Annotated in this window: 18 protein-coding genes and 1 pseudogene; 3 read left to right on the forward strand and 16 right to left on the reverse strand. The window is 45.5% G+C overall.

Going from position 1 to position 17,898, the window contains the following annotated elements; genetic code table 11:
- Positions 1-28 precede the first annotated feature (28 nt).
- The 12 genes and pseudogenes from R7D93_RS00675 to R7D93_RS00725 all read right to left on the reverse strand — a co-directional run bounded on the left by R7D93_RS00675 (position 29) and on the right by R7D93_RS00725 (position 10,459).
- On the reverse strand, positions 29-1,375 hold the full coding sequence (locus R7D93_RS00675; protein WP_137282539.1) for an MmgE/PrpD family protein: 1,347 nt from the start codon (positions 1,373-1,375) through the stop codon (positions 29-31).
- Between the two features lie 17 nt (positions 1,376-1,392).
- Complete coding sequence (locus R7D93_RS00680) at positions 1,393-2,229, reverse strand: nitrilase-related carbon-nitrogen hydrolase (protein WP_137282538.1); 837 nt, start codon at positions 2,227-2,229, stop codon at positions 1,393-1,395.
- A 4-nt stretch (positions 2,230-2,233) separates the two neighbouring features.
- Positions 2,234-3,115: a glycine betaine ABC transporter substrate-binding protein gene (locus R7D93_RS00685; RefSeq protein WP_137282537.1), complete on the reverse strand. Its 882-nt coding sequence runs from the start codon at positions 3,113-3,115 to the stop codon at positions 2,234-2,236.
- 35 nt (positions 3,116-3,150) lie between these two features.
- The gene (locus tag R7D93_RS00690) at positions 3,151-3,885 is read right to left on the reverse strand and encodes an ABC transporter permease (RefSeq protein WP_006742426.1); all 735 of its coding nucleotides are present in this window, start codon (positions 3,883-3,885) and stop codon (positions 3,151-3,153) included.
- Entirely contained in the window at positions 3,882-5,051 is a 1,170-nt protein-coding gene (locus R7D93_RS00695; protein WP_137282536.1) for an ABC transporter ATP-binding protein, read from the reverse strand. Before R7D93_RS00695 ends, R7D93_RS00690 begins: the two co-directional genes overlap by 4 nt.
- Positions 5,052-5,075: 24 nt before the next feature.
- On the reverse strand, positions 5,076-5,678 hold the full coding sequence (locus R7D93_RS00700) for an ABC transporter permease (RefSeq protein ID WP_017635730.1): 603 nt from the start codon (positions 5,676-5,678) through the stop codon (positions 5,076-5,078).
- 287 nt (positions 5,679-5,965) lie between these two features.
- Complete coding sequence (locus tag R7D93_RS26330) at positions 5,966-6,502, reverse strand: methyl-accepting chemotaxis protein (protein WP_374188916.1); 537 nt, start codon at positions 6,500-6,502, stop codon at positions 5,966-5,968.
- Positions 6,500-7,279 (reverse strand): annotated as a pseudogene (locus tag R7D93_RS26335) (PAS domain-containing protein); the annotation flags it as partial. The gene R7D93_RS26330 and the pseudogene R7D93_RS26335, both read right to left, overlap by 3 nt.
- A 164-nt stretch (positions 7,280-7,443) precedes the next feature.
- The gene (locus R7D93_RS00710) at positions 7,444-7,686 is read right to left on the reverse strand and encodes a hypothetical protein (RefSeq protein WP_318129388.1); all 243 of its coding nucleotides are present in this window, start codon (positions 7,684-7,686) and stop codon (positions 7,444-7,446) included.
- 254 nt (positions 7,687-7,940) lie between these two features.
- Positions 7,941-8,762: a pyrroline-5-carboxylate reductase gene (gene proC, locus R7D93_RS00715; protein ID WP_137282534.1), complete on the reverse strand. Its 822-nt coding sequence runs from the start codon at positions 8,760-8,762 to the stop codon at positions 7,941-7,943.
- 10 nt (positions 8,763-8,772) lie between these two features.
- On the reverse strand, positions 8,773-9,813 hold the full coding sequence (locus R7D93_RS00720; protein ID WP_137282533.1) for a zinc-dependent alcohol dehydrogenase family protein: 1,041 nt from the start codon (positions 9,811-9,813) through the stop codon (positions 8,773-8,775).
- A gap of 178 nt (positions 9,814-9,991) precedes the next feature.
- A complete protein-coding gene (locus R7D93_RS00725) occupies positions 9,992-10,459 on the reverse strand; it encodes an Lrp/AsnC family transcriptional regulator (protein ID WP_225496222.1) in 468 nt (155 codons plus the stop codon).
- Between the two features lie 142 nt (positions 10,460-10,601).
- Here R7D93_RS00725 and R7D93_RS00730 point away from each other — a divergent pair, with 142 nt between their 5' ends.
- Positions 10,602-11,774 carry a pyridoxal phosphate-dependent aminotransferase gene (locus R7D93_RS00730; protein ID WP_137282531.1) on the forward strand — a complete coding sequence of 391 codons (1,173 nt, stop codon included), beginning with the start codon at positions 10,602-10,604 and terminating at the stop codon, positions 11,772-11,774.
- A 4-nt stretch (positions 11,775-11,778) separates the two neighbouring features.
- Positions 11,779-12,663 carry an AEC family transporter gene (locus R7D93_RS00735; RefSeq protein ID WP_137282530.1) on the forward strand — a complete coding sequence of 295 codons (885 nt, stop codon included), beginning with the start codon at positions 11,779-11,781 and terminating at the stop codon, positions 12,661-12,663.
- Positions 12,664-12,951: 288 nt separating this feature from the next.
- On the opposite strand, the gene R7D93_RS00740 is transcribed toward R7D93_RS00735, so the two are convergent.
- From R7D93_RS00740 to R7D93_RS00750, 3 genes are all read right to left on the reverse strand, one after another.
- Positions 12,952-13,254: a hypothetical protein gene (locus R7D93_RS00740; RefSeq protein WP_031781024.1), complete on the reverse strand. Its 303-nt coding sequence runs from the start codon at positions 13,252-13,254 to the stop codon at positions 12,952-12,954.
- A gap of 205 nt (positions 13,255-13,459) precedes the next feature.
- Positions 13,460-14,398 (reverse strand): alpha/beta hydrolase, encoded by a 939-nt coding sequence (locus tag R7D93_RS00745; protein WP_017635745.1) that lies wholly within the window; start codon positions 14,396-14,398, stop codon positions 13,460-13,462.
- Positions 14,399-14,470: 72 nt separating this feature from the next.
- On the reverse strand, positions 14,471-15,385 hold the full coding sequence (locus R7D93_RS00750; RefSeq protein WP_225496224.1) for an alpha/beta hydrolase: 915 nt from the start codon (positions 15,383-15,385) through the stop codon (positions 14,471-14,473).
- Positions 15,386-15,513: 128 nt separating this feature from the next.
- On the opposite strand from R7D93_RS00750, the gene R7D93_RS00755 reads away from it, so the two are divergent.
- Positions 15,514-16,443, forward strand: a complete 930-nt coding sequence (locus R7D93_RS00755; protein ID WP_137282529.1) for a LysR family transcriptional regulator — start codon at positions 15,514-15,516, stop codon at positions 16,441-16,443.
- 68 nt (positions 16,444-16,511) lie between these two features.
- On the opposite strand, the gene R7D93_RS00760 is transcribed toward R7D93_RS00755, so the two are convergent.
- Entirely contained in the window at positions 16,512-17,705 is a 1,194-nt protein-coding gene (locus tag R7D93_RS00760) for an acetate/propionate family kinase (protein WP_005386205.1), read from the reverse strand.
- Positions 17,706-17,898 lie beyond the last annotated feature (193 nt).

A 17,898-nucleotide genomic window follows, 5' to 3' on the forward strand; every position in this document is an offset into this window, starting at 1 on the left:
AAGAGAAAGGAGTTCGATCTCTTCGATCTCATCGTGATGTGTCAGACGGCTTATCGGACAACGTGCCTTGGTAAAGCAATGATAGCCAAGCAAGTACCTGCTCTTTACTGGCTTTATCAAGTTGCAAACAGCCCTCTTCTATCGCTGACACGCGCGAAGCGGGCAGTTCTTTCTCTGCCAAAGTACGAAACTTACCTCGCATCTCGCCTCGACTGAGCGGATTTTCAGGATTACCTCGCGCAATACAGGGAGGCGAAGTCAGTTTGTCGCCATTTTTCAACGTCACCACGACATGCGCCCAACGTTCGGCTGGAAACTTATCATTGTATGCAGGCTCTTCAATTAACTTCATCCGTTCCGTAAGTGCCAAGCGAGCAGGATCTTTCAGTCCTCTGGTGACGGCTTCTACCGTGACCGTATTATCTATAACCGCACTCGCGACTGAAAATGGCAAACTGTACTGAGCCTGCTCGGTTGTCTCAGGGCGCTTGGTATGCAGGCACACCGCCTGGTGAAAGCTGTGAACTTCGATAAGTTCAATCTCATCAGGTTCTAGTTTATTTTCTTGTTGCAGCGCTCTCACCGCTTCAACCGCGGGTTGAGCCCAACGACAAACCGGATACGGTTTAAAGTATTGTTCCAGGATATACCAGCGCTGCCCTAAATCTGCCCACAAAGCGTGAGTTTGTTGATCCAGCAGAGTCACGGCTGGCGCGCCAGTAAATCCTTCTTCTGCCAGCTCTGCACTGGCAAAGCCCGCCATTGCTCCCCAGCCAGAGCCGTCTTTGAGCATGGTTGGATGTTCAATACAACGCATCATTTGGCTGCGTGGACCATAGAACTCGGCAATGCCGAGCGCATGCTCTGTTTGTGCATCCGTTAAGTCTTTTCTTCTTGCAGACACCGCAGCGACGCCCAACGCATTCCAAGCACCAGAAGTATGATAATCACAAGCGGTTTGATGCAGCGCGATTCCGGCGCGAGTTGCTATTTCGTAGCCAATGACGAGGGACGTTAATAACTCTTCTCCCGTAACTGCTGACTCATGCATACTGGCGAGCAGCCCCGGCAAAACAGCGACGCCAACATGGCCTTTCGTCAGGACTTGGCCGTCGTGCGCGTCCATACTGTCAATCAACATGCCGCCATATAGAGTTGCCCCACAACCACTGGCCGTGTGATCAGAAAACAGCATCGGCGTATCACCGGCAAACTGCTTCTGCGCGAGTTTGGCTACCATGTTTTGCAGCTGCGTCGCTTTACCAGCTGCGGCGACACCCAACAAATCCAAGACGCAATATTTCGCTTGTTCAATAACGTCAGCGGGAAGCTGTTCAAAGGTTAATTCGTGAATAAATCGATGAATAGATTGCATCGTCTACTGCTCCAGTTTTAGCGTTTTGCCTTCGACAATAGTGTTGTGATCAATGGTGTATTGCTGTCTCGCATGGTAGGCAGCTCGAATCTGGCTTTATCAATATCGTCCAATGACAAGGTTGCAGTTATCAAGGTTTCACCGTCTTCTGCCTGCGCCAATAGCTCACCCGTTGCAGACAAAATACAGCTTCCTCCCCAAAACCACGCTTCGCCCTCTGGCCCGTAACGGTTGGCCATCAAAACTGGAGTTCCGTAGAGCACCGCATAAAATTTAACGTTAACTAACCAGTTGTCTTCATTGGAAAAATCTTTACTGACAATACTGCTGGCCGAATTGATCGGCGCGAGCAAGATTTCAGGCTTATCGAGTAGCGCGCAATGAACCAAAGGTGGATTCCATAAATCGGCACAAATTAAAACCGAGCCTCGCCAATTATCATCAAGAGAAACGCTGGTGGTTGCGTCACCAGAATGAAACCACTTGCCCTCTTCAAGCCCACCATAGGTTGGTAAATTGATTTTGCGATGCACAGCAACCACCGTACCACCGAGCAACCAAGCCATCGCGTTGTAGTATTCTCCCGGAGCGGCCTGTTCCACAAAGCCGACAATCACGGACATGTGCGGTGCAAGTTGCGCAAGCTCTTTAAGCCGAGCATCATCACGCTTCATGGCAACTTCACGCACAGAAGATTGGAGCTGGTATCCGGTCAAGGAGAGTTCAGGAAACAGTAATAGCTGCAACCCCAAGGCCGCAGCTTGCTTTATGTAATCCTGATGAGTATTCAGATTGGCATTCACATCGCCTAACTGGGCGTTGATTTGGGCCACACTGACTTGCAGGATAGTCATGGTATTACCCCAAGTTATGCTCAGATAGGAACTGGCTTGCGACTTCTGAGATCGAACGTCGCTCCACATCAACTTGTTGATTCAAAGTCGACATCGTATCGCCATCGATCGCCGCAGAAAGCGCGTTCATTTGCTCGGCAAGCTCTGGGTTCGCATCTAGCGTTTCTTGGCGAACCACAGGTGTGATCGCGTAATCAGGGAAAAACTGTTTGTCATCCGTTAAAACGGTAAAACCGAATGCTTTGATACGACCATCTGTTGCGAATACGAGCGCAGCATCGACTTCTTTCCCTTTCAGCGCATCATAAGTTAACCCCGTATCCATGCGTTTCACTTGGTCTCGTGAAGCTTTGAATTTGTAGGTTTTCTGTAAAGGTCGGAAGCCATCTTTTCGTGCATAGAATTCCGCATTCAAAGCAATGCTCATTGGCGGGTCTTGGCGCATTTGCTCGGCGAAGTCGGATAAGGTTGAGATGCCACGTTGCTTCGCATCGTCACTGCGCATAGCGAGCGCGTAGGTGTTGTTCGCTTTTGAAGGGTTAAGCCAAACTAGACCTTTCTTCGCATCGAGTTCCTTAACGCGTTGATACACTTGCTCGGCTGGGAGCTTGTCTTTGACTTTGTTGTAAATGATCAGTGATGTGCCCGTATATTCCCAATAAAGATCAATCTGGCCGTTTTCTTGCGCTTTACGCAAAACCGCACTGCCCATGCCCGAACGTTTATCAACGTCGTAGCCTTTTTTGGTTAAATATTGAGACGTGATTTCCGTTAAAAGCTGTTGTTCTGTAAAGTTTTTACCACCTACGACGATTTCCGCAGATGCGTGAAAACTTGAAAGCAGTACACCAACGGCCAGCAAGCGGCGAGTAATTTGCTTCAACATGTTTGACTCCTGTCTGTGTTCAATTTTTAGGATTGTTATTGTCTAGCTCTAATAGGGTTACAGCCTTTAGGTACAGTGACATAAGAAACGGCTCCTACCACACTGTCGATAGCGATAGCCAGCATCGCTGTAGGAATAGCGCCTGCCAGCATCATGATGGGTTCATCCAGATCAATACCGGTAAAAATGAGCTCCCCTAACCCACCGCCACCAATTAAGAAGGCCAGTGGAACGGTGCCCACGTTGACAGCTAACGCCGTGCGGATACCGGCAAAAATGACGAACAGCGCATTAGGAATTTCAACCTGAAACAACATTTGTAACTCGGTCATACCAATGCCTGACGCCGCTTCTTTTAAATGAGCGGGCACTTCTTTCAGTCCAATGTAGGTGTTTCTGACAATCGGCAACAACGAGGCAATCGTCAGCCCAAATACCGCAGGCACGGTGCCAATACCAAGAAAGCTCATTGCCAGCGCGAGAATGGCTAAAGTAGGAATCGTGGTCCCCACATTCAAAACCTGCATCGCCGATTCTGCGACTTTCTGAAAACGAGGACGGCTGAGCAATACGCCGACGGGAATCGCGATTAGGATCGCCAATCCACCAGACAGCAGCACCAGTTCAATATGCTGAACCGTCAAATAAACAATGTCTTCTTGGTAGTAAAGAAAATCATCGATCGTACCCGCGCCTTGTAAATAAATACCCAACGCAAAGACACACGCCAATAAAACGAAATAGTAGGTTTGTTTAAGCTGATTGGTCACGATGCCTCCTTAGCCTGATGCAATGGCTGCGGCTGCCTAGGAGAGGTATCGCGCTGATAAGTTGCACCGAGATAATGGGTAATGCCGCGCTGTGTGACTTCGCCCACTAAGCGGCCATTCTCGTCAACACACGGCATCCAAACAATGTCGTGCGTGAACATCTTCGATGCGACTTTACGCAGATCATCCGTGGTTCGGGCGATTGTTTTCAGGCCGACATAATGTTCGCCGCAGTACCCCTTCATATTGATTGCGGTAGCTTTTGGCACATAACCGATAGGTTGGTGTTGGTCATTCACTAATATCACGGCGTCGCGATACCCATACGCGTCAATTTTGGTTAGGGCGTCGGCAAGCGTATCGTTAGGTTTCACGTACGCAAAAGTGGTCTGCATGACGGATTCAGCCGTCACTAAGCGAAGACGTTTAAGTGCGCGATCATCTCCGACAAAGTTTTTCACGAAATCATCTTTCGGGTGTGCGAGCAAATCGTCAGGCGTATCGTACTGAACCAGGTGACCATCACGGAAAATCGCAATTCTATCGGCCATTTTGACCGCTTCATCAATGTCATGACTGACAAACATGATGGTCTTGTTGAGCTCTTGCTGCATTTTAAGGAACTCATCCTGGATTACTTCACGGTTGATCGGGTCAATCGCACCAAAAGGTTCATCCATCAGCATGACGGGAGGATCCGCAGCTAGCGCTCGAGCAACTCCAATTCGTTGCTGCTGTCCGCCAGACAGCTCATTTGGATAACGATTAAGAAAGACACTAGGATCAAGAGCAACCATCTCCAATAGCTCTTTTGCACGCGTCATGTACCTTGCCTTATCCCACCCTAATAACTTGGGAACCACCGCGATGTTTTCGCCGATCGTCATGTTGGGAAATAAGCCAATTTGCTGAATAACATAGCCGATGTTGCGGCGCAGAGTGACTGTATCCATCCCAGAAGTATCTTCACCGCCAAGATAGATCTTGCCCGATGTCGCGGGAATAATTCGGTTGACCATTTTCAGCGTTGTGGTTTTGCCACAACCGGACGGGCCAAGTAACACACAAATTTCACCACTGGGAACTTCCATCTCAATGTGATCTGCGGCAGTCACCGGGCCATTAGGCGTTTCAAAAATTTTGGTTAGCTTGTCAATTTTGATCATTTGAATGTCCCTATTATTTGTCCTTTATCGAGCAGCGGTTAGGCCCGGTGGCGTTAATCTTTTTTGTAGTCGAATCAATCCGTAATCCGCGATGATAGCCAGAAGGCTGACGGCGATGGCACCAACGATCAGTTGTCGAGGATCACTTTGCGAGATGCCACGGCTGATAAACACGCCCAGCCCACCGGCTCCGATATACGCGGCGATCGCCATAACGCCAATATTCATTACTACTGCCGTTCTCACACCCGCCATAATCACCGGAATCGCCAATGGAATTTCCACCATTTTCAAACGTTGAAAAGGCGTCATCCCGATACCGCGAGCTGCCTCTCGGAGTGACGGTTCTACGTTGTGAATGGCGGTATAAGTGTTGCGAATAATAGGCAGCTGAGAATAAAGCAGTACGGTAATCACGGCGGGCACGTAGCCAATCCCATGACCAATGGTCGATAAGAGAGGAATCATCAAACCAAACAATGCGATTGAAGGAATGGTGATAATGATGGACGCTACGTAAAGCACCACTTTCGCAGCGCGCTCATTTTGTGTGATAAGAATGCCGATAGGTACGCCAGTTAAGATGGCAAGCCCAACAGCCAGAGCAACCAAAGAGATGTGCTCCATGGTAAGCGTACCTAGCAGCGCTAAGTTATCTATGGTGAAATTTAGTAAGTCCAAGTAGGTCTCCCCCAACTGTGATTCGCAACCAAGTTAACAGGAGATTAAATTACGCTACTTTTTATTAACAGTGTTGTAAAATAGCGACACGTAAAGATAGAAATACGAAATATTAAGAAAGGAATGAACTGGCTTTCTCATCACCAAAAACACGCTTGATTGGCGATGAGTAGCACTAGTAAACAATTTGATTATATAGGAACTTAAAAGCCTGTGCTGGCATGAAGAACTGACTACAACGAGCGGTTAAATTGCTCCACGGCCTCTACAACACGGCTAGCGCCATCTTGTATTTCATTCATCACATTGCCTGCTTTTTCAGAGAGCTCTAGCGTATCTAGTGCTTCTTTTTGGCATTTAGCGATCAGCTTAACTGCGTTATCTGTTCGCTGTAGGTTTTCACTGACCATTGTGACAATTTCATCGGTGGTTGCATTGGTTCTTGTAGCAAGCTGTCTGACTTCATCAGCAACAACGGCAAAACCTCTACCATGCTCACCCGCACGAGCCGCTTCTATCGCCGCATTTAACGCCAATAAGTTAGTTTGGTCAGCGATACCACTGATGCTATTTACCAACTCGCTAATACGCGATGAGTGCGCTTTAAGCTCGTCAATCGCGGTGTTCGCTTGCTGCATTTGCTCGGAAAGTATCTGCATCTTTTCTAACGTTGAGCCTATAACCTCTTGCCCTTGCTGGGTTTGTGTTCCAGTTTCTTGGGAGATTTCGTTCGCCAATTGCGCAGCCTGGGCCATTTTCTGTTCCTGCATCACCTGCTGGGTAATATCTGTCGCGAACTTAACGACCTTATAGAGCTCTCCTCTGTCGTTATGGATTGGGTTATATGAAGCCTCTAACCACACCTCTTCACCATAACGGTTAACTCGTTTGAATCGCTCTGATGAAAATTGCCCTTTTGCTAAACGTTGCCAAAACTCACGGTAAGCTTGAGAGCTCGACTCTTCCTGATCACAAAACATGCGATGATGCTTCCCTAGAATCTGATCAAGCGTATAACCCATTGTGTTTAGGAAATTATCGTTGGCTTTTAAAACATGGCCATCTAATGTGAACTCAATCACCGCCATAGAACGACTTAATGCATTTAGCATGTCCTCTTGCTCACGAGATGATTTGATCGTTCGCGTAAGTTCAGAAGCAAAAACAAAAAAGCTTTCTACTTCTCTGCGCTCATTTAAAACAGGCTGGATAATCGTTCTTAACCAGGCTTCCTCACCATTACCTTTCTGTACTTGCAATGCCCCATTCCAGAACACTTTATCTTGGACGGCTTTCTTCATTCGATGAAAGTGGTCTGTATTGCGCGAATTTGACGGTACCAATTCAGTAATTGATTTCGTTAAGATCTCATCATCATGTAAGAAAAGTTCTTGCTGTAGTTTGGTATTTGCAGAAGTAATGAGGCCTTTACTATCCAATGTTAAGCGGATCATCTCTTCATCTAAACTGGTTTGGATTTGCTGCAGGATTTGCAACTCCTGCTTTAATCGTTGATTTTCTTGTTGAAGCGACTTATTAAAAAACATGACTTTCTCTCATTTGACCGACCTTCGGACTAGTCAAAGGTTTATTATTTGTATACCGAATAAACTGCAAGCGGCAAAATCGTTTGGTTGCATATTCAAACGCGATTTCTATTTCTCATCAAAGGACCCCGTTGGGAATACGGCGATTTTTTCTCCAGTATAACCTAAGCGCAGTATACTGAAATTTCTTCAGCGCCCAAGCTGTTTATATATTTATCAATATTAAAGCTCTTTATCGCCAGTTTGAGGTTTGTATTTGTGGATGTACTTATATGGAAAATTGGTGTGTTCAGATCAATAAGTCTTTCCATCAAAAAAGGGCTTTGACTTAGTTCCAATAATTTTTGCCGTTTTACCGCTTTTCCACCCGACTTTTGAGCGATTACCCACTCATTATTCGCTTGCATTTCTATTAATAGCGCACGGAGCGACCAATAACAGCACACAGACCAACAAGCTTTTGGACATTTTCAATTTAGGACGATAGGACGATTTCTACTCTATCGATAAGTTTTAGTATCCCAAAACGACAATGACCACCATTTATAACGGTGGTCGCCGTAACAGGAATTGGACATCAGTGAGCATTTTTAAAAGCTGGAGCATATTAGTAGTTCGCATAACTATGCATTTAAGTAGCTCATATATTGCCTCTGCCTACTTAAACACTTAATTCCAAAGCACGCTGGTATGCCGCTTTAACCGCTTGTTTTACAGCACTTTCAACTTCTCTCTCATGCAGAGTAGTAAGCGCCGCTTCAGTGGTTCCCCCGGGTGACGCAATACGTTGGCAAAGTGTATCTGGTTCATCATCAGGTGGTAATGCTAATTTTGCAGCCCCCAGGGCCGTATGACCAACCAGGCGCTTTACATCATCAGATCTTATCCCCAGCTCTTCACCAGCTGAGATCATGCATTGCATCATAAGCAGGAAATACGCCGGACCGCTACCAAAAAGCGCTGTGACTAGGTTAATGTCATTTTCATTCTGTACTTCTAAACACTCACCAAAAGATTCAGCGACCGTGGTTGCAAGCTTCTTTTGTTGCTCATCGGTGTTGGCATTTGCATATAAACCAGACATCCCAGCGCCGACCAGCGCTGGCATATTGGGCATCAAGCGCACTATTGCACACTCATGGCCCAATATATTCTCGAGTGTTTTGATAGATGTGCCTGCAGCGATGGAAACAAAAACCTGACTTCTATCTGCTCTGATATCAATTTGTTTTGCAACAGCTTCTATAACCTGAGGCTTGACCGCCAGCACAACAACATCGGACTTATCAACGACATCCTGCGTTTTACTTACCGTAGATACACCATATTTGTCTGATAACCATGCCACTCTTTCTGCGGATGGTTCTGACACCTGTATATCCTGCGCCAGAAAACCTTTCGAAATCAGCCCACTAATCATGGCGGCGGCCATATTACCACCCCCAATAAACCCGATAATCGGAGATTGTTTATCTTGTGTCATTTCGCCCTCCTTAGAAACCTGTAACAACCGTAACGCCAGGTGTGGTTGCCGAATCCATAGTGGTTAGAGCCTCAATCGATTGTTCTAGGCTGATAGTACGGCCCAGCAATTTCTCTGGTGTTAATTTTCCGGACATCATCATGGCTAACATGGCATCGTAACGATGTGCTTGCATGCCGTGGCTACCTATAATTTCCAGTTCGTCAGCGATAACTTTAGCCATAGGCATAGCAGGGTTGGCCTGTTCAGCAAGTAATAACCCGACTTGTATATGCTTGCCTAATTTGCGCAAGCTCTTCACTGAGTTTACACAGGTGATAGGGTGCCCCAGAGCATCAAGAGAAACATGTGCACCTCCTTTACTGATCTCAATTACAGCTTCTGCAACATCAGCGACTTTATTGCCATTTACCGTGGCTACAGCCCCAAGCGAGCGTGCCATTTCCAGCTTGGTATCATCAATATCGATGGCGATTACATTGGCACCAATTGCAGTCGCAATCATAATCGCTGACAGGCCGACACCACCACAGCCATGTACTGCTACCCATTGTCCGGCAGAAACTTTGCCTTGATCGACTACCGCTCTGAATGAAGTTACAAACCGGCAGCCAAGGCTGGCTGCTGTAACAAAGTCCAGATGCTCTGGTAGGGTGACCAAATTTACGTCAGCGTGATCAACAGTGGTGTATTCAGCAAATGATCCCCAATGCGTAAAGCCGGGCTGGGTCTGGTTACCACACACCTGATGATTACCGGTATTACACTCAGGACAGGAGCCACATGCGTTTACAAACGGCACTGTCACTCGCTGGCCAACCTTGAACCTATTCACCTCTGAACCAACTTCTTCGATAACACCGGCAAATTCATGACCGGGTACGTGCGGGAGTACAACGTCCTCATCATGACCTTGCCAGCAGTGCCAGTCACTGCGACATACGCCTGTCGCTTCAACTTTAATTACCACACCATGGGAAGCGGGTGTTGGATCCGGTACATTTTTGATTTCTGGAATAGATGAAAATTTTTCTATAACGACGGCTTTCATAGGCTTCTCCGCAGTGCTGTTTAGTGGTATCAGTTGTTAACAGTCTATCTTTGTGCGAAGAAATTACCTTGCAAAGGTTGCCTGGATATCAATCAAAAAGTAAATAGTCTTTCATAAAACAACGTAATTATGAAAGACTAATTCAAATGTAAAGAAATTGTGACATAGGTTGGTTGTGTCAAAGAGAAACCGGTAGCCTTGTGGATGACTTCAGCTCTCGTAGAGAAATATTTGAGTTAATCACAGACACGCCGGGTAGCTGCCTTAGCTCTCTTTCAACAAAATCGCTGTAATCATCAAGATCTTTAGCGACAACCTGGAGCATAAAATCCGAATCGCCGGTTGTATTGTGGCAAGAAAGCACGTTCTCAGAGCTTTGGATAATAGACTCGAAAATCCTAGTTGTTTCAGTATCATGCTTTGTACAGGTAAGCTGAACAAATGCCAGAACGCCAAACCCTAGCTTGCGGCGATTCAGGTTAGCCTGATACCCCTCTATATATTGCTCTTCTTCCAAGCGCTTTAGCCTCCTCCAACAGGGGGTTTCACTGATTGCCAGCTCTTGGGCAAGCTTTGCATTTGTTAAGCGTCCATCCTGCTGCAAACGCTGCAATACGGCAACATCGACTTTATCAAGCTTCTTCATGGAAAGATTCCGCCATTAATGAGGTAATAATTGGAAGACTAATGCAAAAATGGGCTTATGTCACACCTGAAAAGCAAGGCAATTCCTGCTATGACCGATAAGATTAGAGCTTATTAGTCGAGTTTTTAGCCGAGGTACAACAATGCAGTCTTCCATACTTAGCGACATCAGTCCGGTTGCGTCACAATTGAAAGAGTCTTCTATCCGCGCTATTGCCAACTTTGGTATGTCGCAAAAAGATGTCATTCCCCTGTGGTTTGGAGAGTCAGATATTGTTACACCTGATTTTATTAAGCAGGCGGCTTTCGAAAGCCTGGAGCAGGGGCAGACATTGTATACACCAAACAATGGTATACCGCAGTTGCGCCAGGCGCTGGCTGACTACCAGTCACGTCTGTTTGAGCGTCCGTTTACCGATGAGAATATCGTAGTGACCTTGTCTGGTACCAATGCGGTGATGCTTGCCGCTCAGGCCGTATTAAAGCCAGGGGATAAGGTGGTTGTTATCAGTCCTGCTTATCCGATACTGACCGCTATTCCAAGTCTACTTGGTGCGGAAGTCGTAGAGTTCCCTCTTACTCAGGTCGAAGGACGATTCGAACTGGATATGGAGGCGCTTTTTGCGGTGACGAAAGATGCCCGGGCATTAGTTATCAATTCACCAGCCAATCCGACTGGATGGATGGCGAGCGAACAACAGCTTAAAGCGATAACCGAGTTTTCTCGACAGACCGGGGGATGGGTAATCTCGGATGAAGTGTATAACCGCCATGTTTATGAGGGAACATCTGCCCCTTCCTTTTGTCAGTTCATCGATGACCATGATCGTATTATTGTTTGTAATAGTTTCTCCAAAACCTGGTGTATGACGGGATGGCGTTTGGGCTGGCTTACTCTGCCTAAGCCTCTCCGGCCAACGATTACCAAGCTGATTGAGTTTAATGTTTCCTGTGCTCCTGCCTTTGTTCAGGCCGCAGGCGTTGCTGCAATTGAGCAGGGCGAAGTCTTTTTACAACAGACACTGAAGCGTTTTCGTCATTCGAGAGATATGGTGCGTGAAGCATTAGGTAATATCTCTGGCGTCACCTTGTATGAAATGCCGGCAACCTTTTATGCCTTCCTGAAGGTTGATGGGTTAGCCAACAATAGCCAACCATTTATTCTGGATATGATTGAGAAGTCTAAAGTAGGCGTCGCACCCGGAGAAGCATTTGGTGAGGCGGGCTGTGGTCACCTGCGTGTCTGTTATGGTACCAATCACACTAGTCTTGCCATCGCTTTAGAGCGTTTACAGACGGCACTGGAAAACAGGTAGTAAGATGTTTGAATTAGTCATTGGAATACTGTTTCCGCTATTTTCCCTCGTGGCTGTGGGGTACGGCATTGGTCGTTGGATTCAAATGGATTTTCGGCCCATTAACCGTATTAACATGGATATGTTCTTGCCTGCTCTGGTGTTTTCTTCAGTAGGAACGATGCCACTTGATATGACCCAAGTGCCGCTGCTTAGTGCCTCGCTTATTGCGATATTTATCCCTGGCTTGTTAATGGTTCCAATATGTTGGTTGCTTAAACTGCCTTATAAAGTCTGGGCTCCGCCACATATGTTTCGCAATAGTGGTAACTTAGCAATACCTCTCTTTACTTACACGTTTGGCGAGGCTGCTATAGCACCAGCAGTACTGTTGCTCGTCGTTTCGGTTTGTACGCATGTCAGTCTTGGTCTGACATTAGTCAGCAAAGGGAATCCTCTTAAGCAAGTGGTACGTATGCCTATGTTTATCGCGGCTATTGTGGCTCTGATACTAAACTTGACTGACATTGGTATCTGGGAGCCTCTTTATAATGCAACAGCACTTCTGGGGCAGACAGCCGTCCCAATTATGCTTTTATCCCTCGGGACTCAGATGTGTAATATGCGCCTGAGCGGTCTTAAAGTCGGTCTGCTTTGCACTCTGCAGTCGTTGGCAACAGGGGCGGTTACTTTTGGGATTATTTATATGCTTATTCCACTGCCGACCATGCATTTGCAGATGATGTTACTCTTTTCGATGTTGCCTCCAGCAGTCATGAATTACCTGCTTGCTGAGAGGTTTGGCCTTGAGCCTGCCAAGGTCGCTTCAATGGTTCTGTTTGGTAACTTTTTAAGCATCGTAACTTTGCCAGTGCTATTGACGATTGCTTTGTCATTAGAGCCTTTTTAATCAATGTTCTCTTTTGAATGACTATACATTCTGGACAAAACTCTTAAGAGTTCATGTTTTTCTCGCTTTTGTCCAGAATGTGCACACCCCGGCTCTGGTTCGACATTAGGAAATATAGGGCAAATTCTGACGGGATTTATCGATCGAAAATTTTTTTAGCAAATAATGGGGCAAAGATAAGTTTGGCAGAGAAAGCCCAAGCTTAGTCTTCAGGCTTTATATCAAAACTCATAAAATGAAGCTTTGGATGCCTAAAACAACCCTAACTCACTTCAATTGCTGCCCGCACTAACACTTTTGTTTTGTATCGTAACTGATTTGCTTACTGACGTTCTTTAGTTGCACTCCTACCTTATTAAAGGCCTTTTGAATAGTTGTGGAAACATGCTGGCGGCCCTCTCCTTCAAAAAAGTTAGCTCGATCTTGCTTCGTTTCGAAGACGCAGACTATTTCTAAGCTTTGTGGAAAAGAAGAGAATTTGACGGTATGAGTCACCCAAAGAAAGCCATCGTAGCCTTTTAGCGTATCTTCACAAACTTCGGTCAACACTTCTCTAATTAGATTCTCGACCTTCTTATCTGATTTGCGCATAAATTAAACTTCATTCCTATCTAACGCCTTTAATTAGGTTTCAGTGTACATTGTCTTAAACAGTATTTGGCAGTGGTATTTAGTCAATAGCCTGTAGATGAGGTTATTCGCACGAAGATTTACCGACCTACTCGCTTCGAACTACATCTTACGCTGTTAAAAATAAGCGCTTTGCAACTCTACAAAACGCTTCTAACTTATTAGATTATTTTAAGTGTGTTTCAAGGAATGCAGAAACCTTGTCCATTGCAATGCCGACTGCTTCTGGATGGTCATACAGTTCATAGTGAGACCAATTTTCCAAATTAACCAGCTGTCGGTCTTTTGATTGAACAGAGCGGCCATAAATTTCCTGCCCATCACGATAAGCACCAAATGCCCCGACTTTTTGCCCTACCACGGCCATAACAGGCTGAGTCAATAACGTTTCGGCAAATGCAAAGGCATCCCAGCTCAGTGTTTTCTGTGCATGTGAAAACAGCATACGAGTTGCACCACCTTCGGTTTGTCCACGTGATGTTTTGTAGTATTCAGTAGCTTCGAACACGTCTCGTTCTGTTAATCCATTTTCTTTTGCAAATTCAATATTTGGAGGAAGAAGTTCATCGATTTTCAGCTCTGAGCCGCGAGCTTCGGCTGTTCTCTGTGCAGCCATAGCTTCAAGATTGGCGATAGGGTCGTACATACTAAAGCCTTCACGGAACAAGCGGCCTAAGTTAACAGGCGTAATACCTACGACAGCTTTCAAGCGCTTTTCGGTTAGGGCTGAATTGATCATGTAACCACCACCGCCGCAGATACCGAGTCCACCAATTCTATTCTCATCGACATATGGTAAAGTTACTGCATAGTCGATAACGCGACTGATATCTTCAACACGTTGACTTGGGTCTTCTACGTAGCGAGGCAATCCCCCCGATTCTCCTTGGAAGCTCGCGTCAAATGCGATCACGACGTAACCTAACTCAGCAAGGGCTTTACCATAGACAGCGCTGGATGTTTGTTCTTTACAACTACCAAAAGGATGAACACTTATCATTGTTGGGTAGCGTTTCGATTCATTGAAGCCTTCTGGGAATAAAATTAATGCAGACATATCCCAAGACATATCAGCATTTCTAAAAGTGATTTTTTGCATATTCATAATCAATACCTTAAGAGTAAAAAGCCTTGAGAGCAGAAAGGCTCGAAGCAATTGAGCCTTTCATCGGGAATATTAAAGAGTGCGTTGGAAGAAAGATGCGAGTTGGGATACTGCGTCATCGACGTATTCGGCAACATCATAAAGCGACATATGGTTTGCACCATCAATGGCATACAAGGTTTTATCTGAACTCGCTGCACGTTCTATCAGGTCATCACTCATCCATTTGCTGCCTGCGTAACTACCAACGACAGCAAGAATTGGCTGAGTTAGGAATGCTTCCGCTTTGTGGTACGCATCGTAAGTAATGATCTGGTTTAAGTTACGAGTTAGAGCAAAACCCGGCGCATTTGGATGTTCACAACGTGGTGTGTGGTAATACTCCCAAGCTTCGCGTAGCTCTGCATTTGAGGCATCTTCTTCACGCATCGGAGCTAGAGGAATAGTCGCGAATTCTGTACCATTCGTGTCGGTTGTGCGAGCATTCGAACCAAATTCTAAGTAACCAACAGCGTCAGCATCGTTAACCGAATTATCCCAACCATTACGGAACATTTGGCCAATGTTTACGGCACTAACCATACCCAGTGCTTTGATTCGACGATCATTGATCGCTGCATTTGCACTATAGCCCGCACCAGCACAAATCCCCATTGCGCCAATTTTATCGTTATCGACGTACTCTAACGTTGTCAGATAGTCGACGACTGCGCTCACGTCTTCAGTACTCGTGTAAGGGTTTTCCATTTGGCGAGGCTCACCTGTACTTTCACCTTGATACGAACGGTCAAACGCAATGGCAATTATGCCGCTTTTTGCAAGTTTACTCGCATATAGGCCTGCGGTTTGCTCTTTTACGCCACCACCTGGGTGTGAAACAACAACCGCCGCATATTGTTTACTTGCATCAAAATCTGTAGGGAAGTTGATAACCGCTGAAATCTCAATACCTTGACCATTGATATTTTTGAAAGTGACTTTAGACATAGCGACATTCTCCATTAGAGGTTAACTGTTCATCTCAGGCTGACCTAAGCTTCGATGTAATATTAGTCAACACACTGTTTCGGATAAATATCGTTTTATCTACATGACTGTTTAGTTATACTTAACAAATGAGAATAGAACCTTCTTTAATTTCATCACTGACGTGGTTTGCACATATTGCTCGCCATCGCAGTTTCACTAAAGCAGCCTTAGAAATGGGGGTAACCCGTGCTGCCTTATCACAACACCTAAAAGCGTTAGAACAACAGCTACAAGTTCGGTTAATTAATCGAACCACCAGAAGTATGTCGCTGACGGAAGAAGGCCAACGTCTGCTTGATATTTTGCAACCTTCATTGGTGAACATTGAGCAGGTCGTTAACGAATTGAACGACTCTCATCTTGAGCCTTCGGGATTAATCCGTATCAGTGTATCAAGAACCGCTGCTCGGCTGCTTATTGAGCCCTATCTAGGTGAGTTCCTCTCTCGTTATCCTAAAATACGCCTAGAGCTAATCATGGATGATGGCTTTTCTAACATCGTCGCAGAAGGCGTTGACGCTGGCATTCGCTTAGGATTAAGCTTAGATGAACATATGGTTGCGGTCCCTATTACTCCGCCGTTAACAACGGCAATAGTGGGCTCTCCTGAATACTTTAGGCAAAATGGACTACCTCAAACTCCTGAGGATTTAGAAGGTCACAATTGCCTTGCTTATCGTTTTACCTCTAGCGGAACAATTGATCATTGGTCCCTAACCTCTCCAGATGTTGCAAAGCGCACCCTAGTTTTCGAGCCTAAAGGCAATGCTATTTTTAATGATGACTATAGTATGTTACAAGCTGCAATACAGGGTGTGGGTTTAGTGAAGCATATTGATTTATGGGTGGAAAAGCACATAAATGAGGGAAGATTGACCCGAGTTCTGACACCTTGGTGCAAAGAGTTTCCTGGGTTTTATTTATATATACCTTCACGAGAGCATATGCCGAAAAAAATCCGCGTCTTGATGGATTTTTTAATCGAAAAGCGCGAAGCTCTGAAACTCAAAGAGTAATTACCAAATTGCTTTAAATAAAAAAGCGAGCACGAGGCTCGCTTTTAACTTTCTGTTTTCGTTATATATTACAATAGCTCAACCGATTGTTTAGCTATCACAAATTCCTCGTTAGTAGGAATAACAAGAGCTTTGGCACCTAACAACTCAGATGTTGCAATAACACCTGCGTTACCAAATCTTGCATCTTCGTTACCTTTCTCATCTTCAACAAAACCTAACAGTTTTAGGTTTTTCAAGATTTCACGACGAATTGGTAGTGAGTTTTCACCAATACCACCAGTGAAGATGATGCCGTCTAATGAATCCAGAGCCGCTAGGTAGGAAGTAATGTATTTCGCAACGCGGTAAGTGAAGATCTCAAATGCCAACTTCGCACGTGAATTCCCCGCTTCCATTGCTTCTAGTACACCACGAGCATCACTTGTCACACCAGATACACCTAAGAAACCTGACTTCTTGTTCATCATCTCGAACACTTCGTCTTTTTCCCAGCCTTTACGGAAAAGGAACTCGATAACACTTGGGTCTAGGTCACCACAGCGAGTGCCCATCATTAGGCCAGCTAACGGCGTCAAACCCATACTTGTATCAACACATTCGCCATTTTTAACCGCACTCACTGATGCACCGTTACCTAAGTGCACAGTGATAAAGCTGCTTTCTTCAACCGGCTTATCTAGCATTTTCGCTGCTTCACGGCTTACGTAGTAGTGGCTTGTGCCGTGAGCACCGTAACGACGCACTTTATGCTCTTCGTAAAGCTCGTAAGGAAGTGCGTACATAAAGGCTTTGGCTGGCATTGTTTGGTGGAAAGCAGTGTCAAATACAGCAAATTGAGGCAGTGAAGGGAACGCCGCCATTGCCGCTCTCATGCCTTCAGCGTTCGCTTTGTTATGAAGTGGTGCAAGTTCAGCAAGGCGCTCTACTTCTTGAATAACTGTTTCATCAACTTTCACAGTTCCTTTAAAGGTTTCACCGCCTGCGACAATGCGATGGCCTACAGCGACAAATTTTGAGCTCAAACCTAGAGTTTCGAGTAGTTTTACCACTCGCTCAACAGCGTACTGATGATGGTTACCGCCAGCTGGAATTGCTTCAACGGTTTTTTCTCCCTGATATTTCCAACTGATTTCAGCTTCAGGTAGACCAAAACACTCACCAATACCTGATACCAAAGCTTCACCGGTTTCAGAATCAATAACAGCAAATTTTAATGAAGAGCTACCAGAGTTGATCACCAGTACAAACGAATTAGACATGAAATAGTTATCCTGTTGTAGAGCAGAGGTTGTAATAGCGCTTGTGCGCTGCGTACTTCTTGTTTGCCCCTCTATTATTCAATAATTTTTTAATCTTTCAACAATCTTTTAGTAAAAGCGATTTGATTGAACAAATTTTGTTGATCTGTAGCAAGTTTTGATTTTATTTGAAGACTAAAAAATATCACTTGTT

Source organism: Vibrio sp. YT-15, from assembly GCF_033337445.1.
Classification (GTDB): Bacteria; Pseudomonadota; Gammaproteobacteria; order Enterobacterales; family Vibrionaceae; genus Vibrio; species Vibrio alginolyticus.

Excerpts from the sequence above, each read along its gene's own strand:
- R7D93_RS00675 (WP_137282539.1), bottom strand. The coding sequence starts at position 1,375 with ATGCAATCTATTCATCGATTTATTCACGAATTAACCTTTGAACAGCTT.
- R7D93_RS00680 (WP_137282538.1), bottom strand. The coding sequence starts at position 2,229 with ATGACTATCCTGCAAGTCAGTGTGGCCCAAATCAACGCCCAGTTAGGC.
- R7D93_RS00685 (WP_137282537.1), bottom strand. The coding sequence starts at position 3,115 with ATGTTGAAGCAAATTACTCGCCGCTTGCTGGCCGTTGGTGTACTGCTT.
- R7D93_RS00695 (WP_137282536.1), bottom strand. The coding sequence starts at position 5,051 with ATGATCAAAATTGACAAGCTAACCAAAATTTTTGAAACGCCTAATGGC.
- R7D93_RS00700 (WP_017635730.1), bottom strand. The coding sequence starts at position 5,678 with ATGGAGCACATCTCTTTGGTTGCTCTGGCTGTTGGGCTTGCCATCTTA.
- R7D93_RS26330 (WP_374188916.1), bottom strand. The coding sequence starts at position 6,502 with ATGCAGGAACAGAAAATGGCCCAGGCTGCGCAATTGGCGAACGAAATC.
- R7D93_RS00710 (WP_318129388.1), bottom strand. The coding sequence starts at position 7,686 with ATGCAAGCGAATAATGAGTGGGTAATCGCTCAAAAGTCGGGTGGAAAA.
- proC (WP_137282534.1), bottom strand. The coding sequence starts at position 8,762 with ATGACACAAGATAAACAATCTCCGATTATCGGGTTTATTGGGGGTGGT.
- R7D93_RS00720 (WP_137282533.1), bottom strand. The coding sequence starts at position 9,813 with ATGAAAGCCGTCGTTATAGAAAAATTTTCATCTATTCCAGAAATCAAA.
- R7D93_RS00725 (WP_225496222.1), bottom strand. The coding sequence starts at position 10,459 with ATGAAGAAGCTTGATAAAGTCGATGTTGCCGTATTGCAGCGTTTGCAG.
- R7D93_RS00730 (WP_137282531.1), top strand. The coding sequence starts at position 10,602 with ATGCAGTCTTCCATACTTAGCGACATCAGTCCGGTTGCGTCACAATTG.
- R7D93_RS00735 (WP_137282530.1), top strand. The coding sequence starts at position 11,779 with ATGTTTGAATTAGTCATTGGAATACTGTTTCCGCTATTTTCCCTCGTG.
- R7D93_RS00740 (WP_031781024.1), bottom strand. The coding sequence starts at position 13,254 with ATGCGCAAATCAGATAAGAAGGTCGAGAATCTAATTAGAGAAGTGTTG.
- R7D93_RS00745 (WP_017635745.1), bottom strand. The coding sequence starts at position 14,398 with ATGAATATGCAAAAAATCACTTTTAGAAATGCTGATATGTCTTGGGAT.
- R7D93_RS00750 (WP_225496224.1), bottom strand. The coding sequence starts at position 15,385 with ATGTCTAAAGTCACTTTCAAAAATATCAATGGTCAAGGTATTGAGATT.
- R7D93_RS00755 (WP_137282529.1), top strand. The coding sequence starts at position 15,514 with ATGAGAATAGAACCTTCTTTAATTTCATCACTGACGTGGTTTGCACAT.
- R7D93_RS00760 (WP_005386205.1), bottom strand. The coding sequence starts at position 17,705 with ATGTCTAATTCGTTTGTACTGGTGATCAACTCTGGTAGCTCTTCATTA.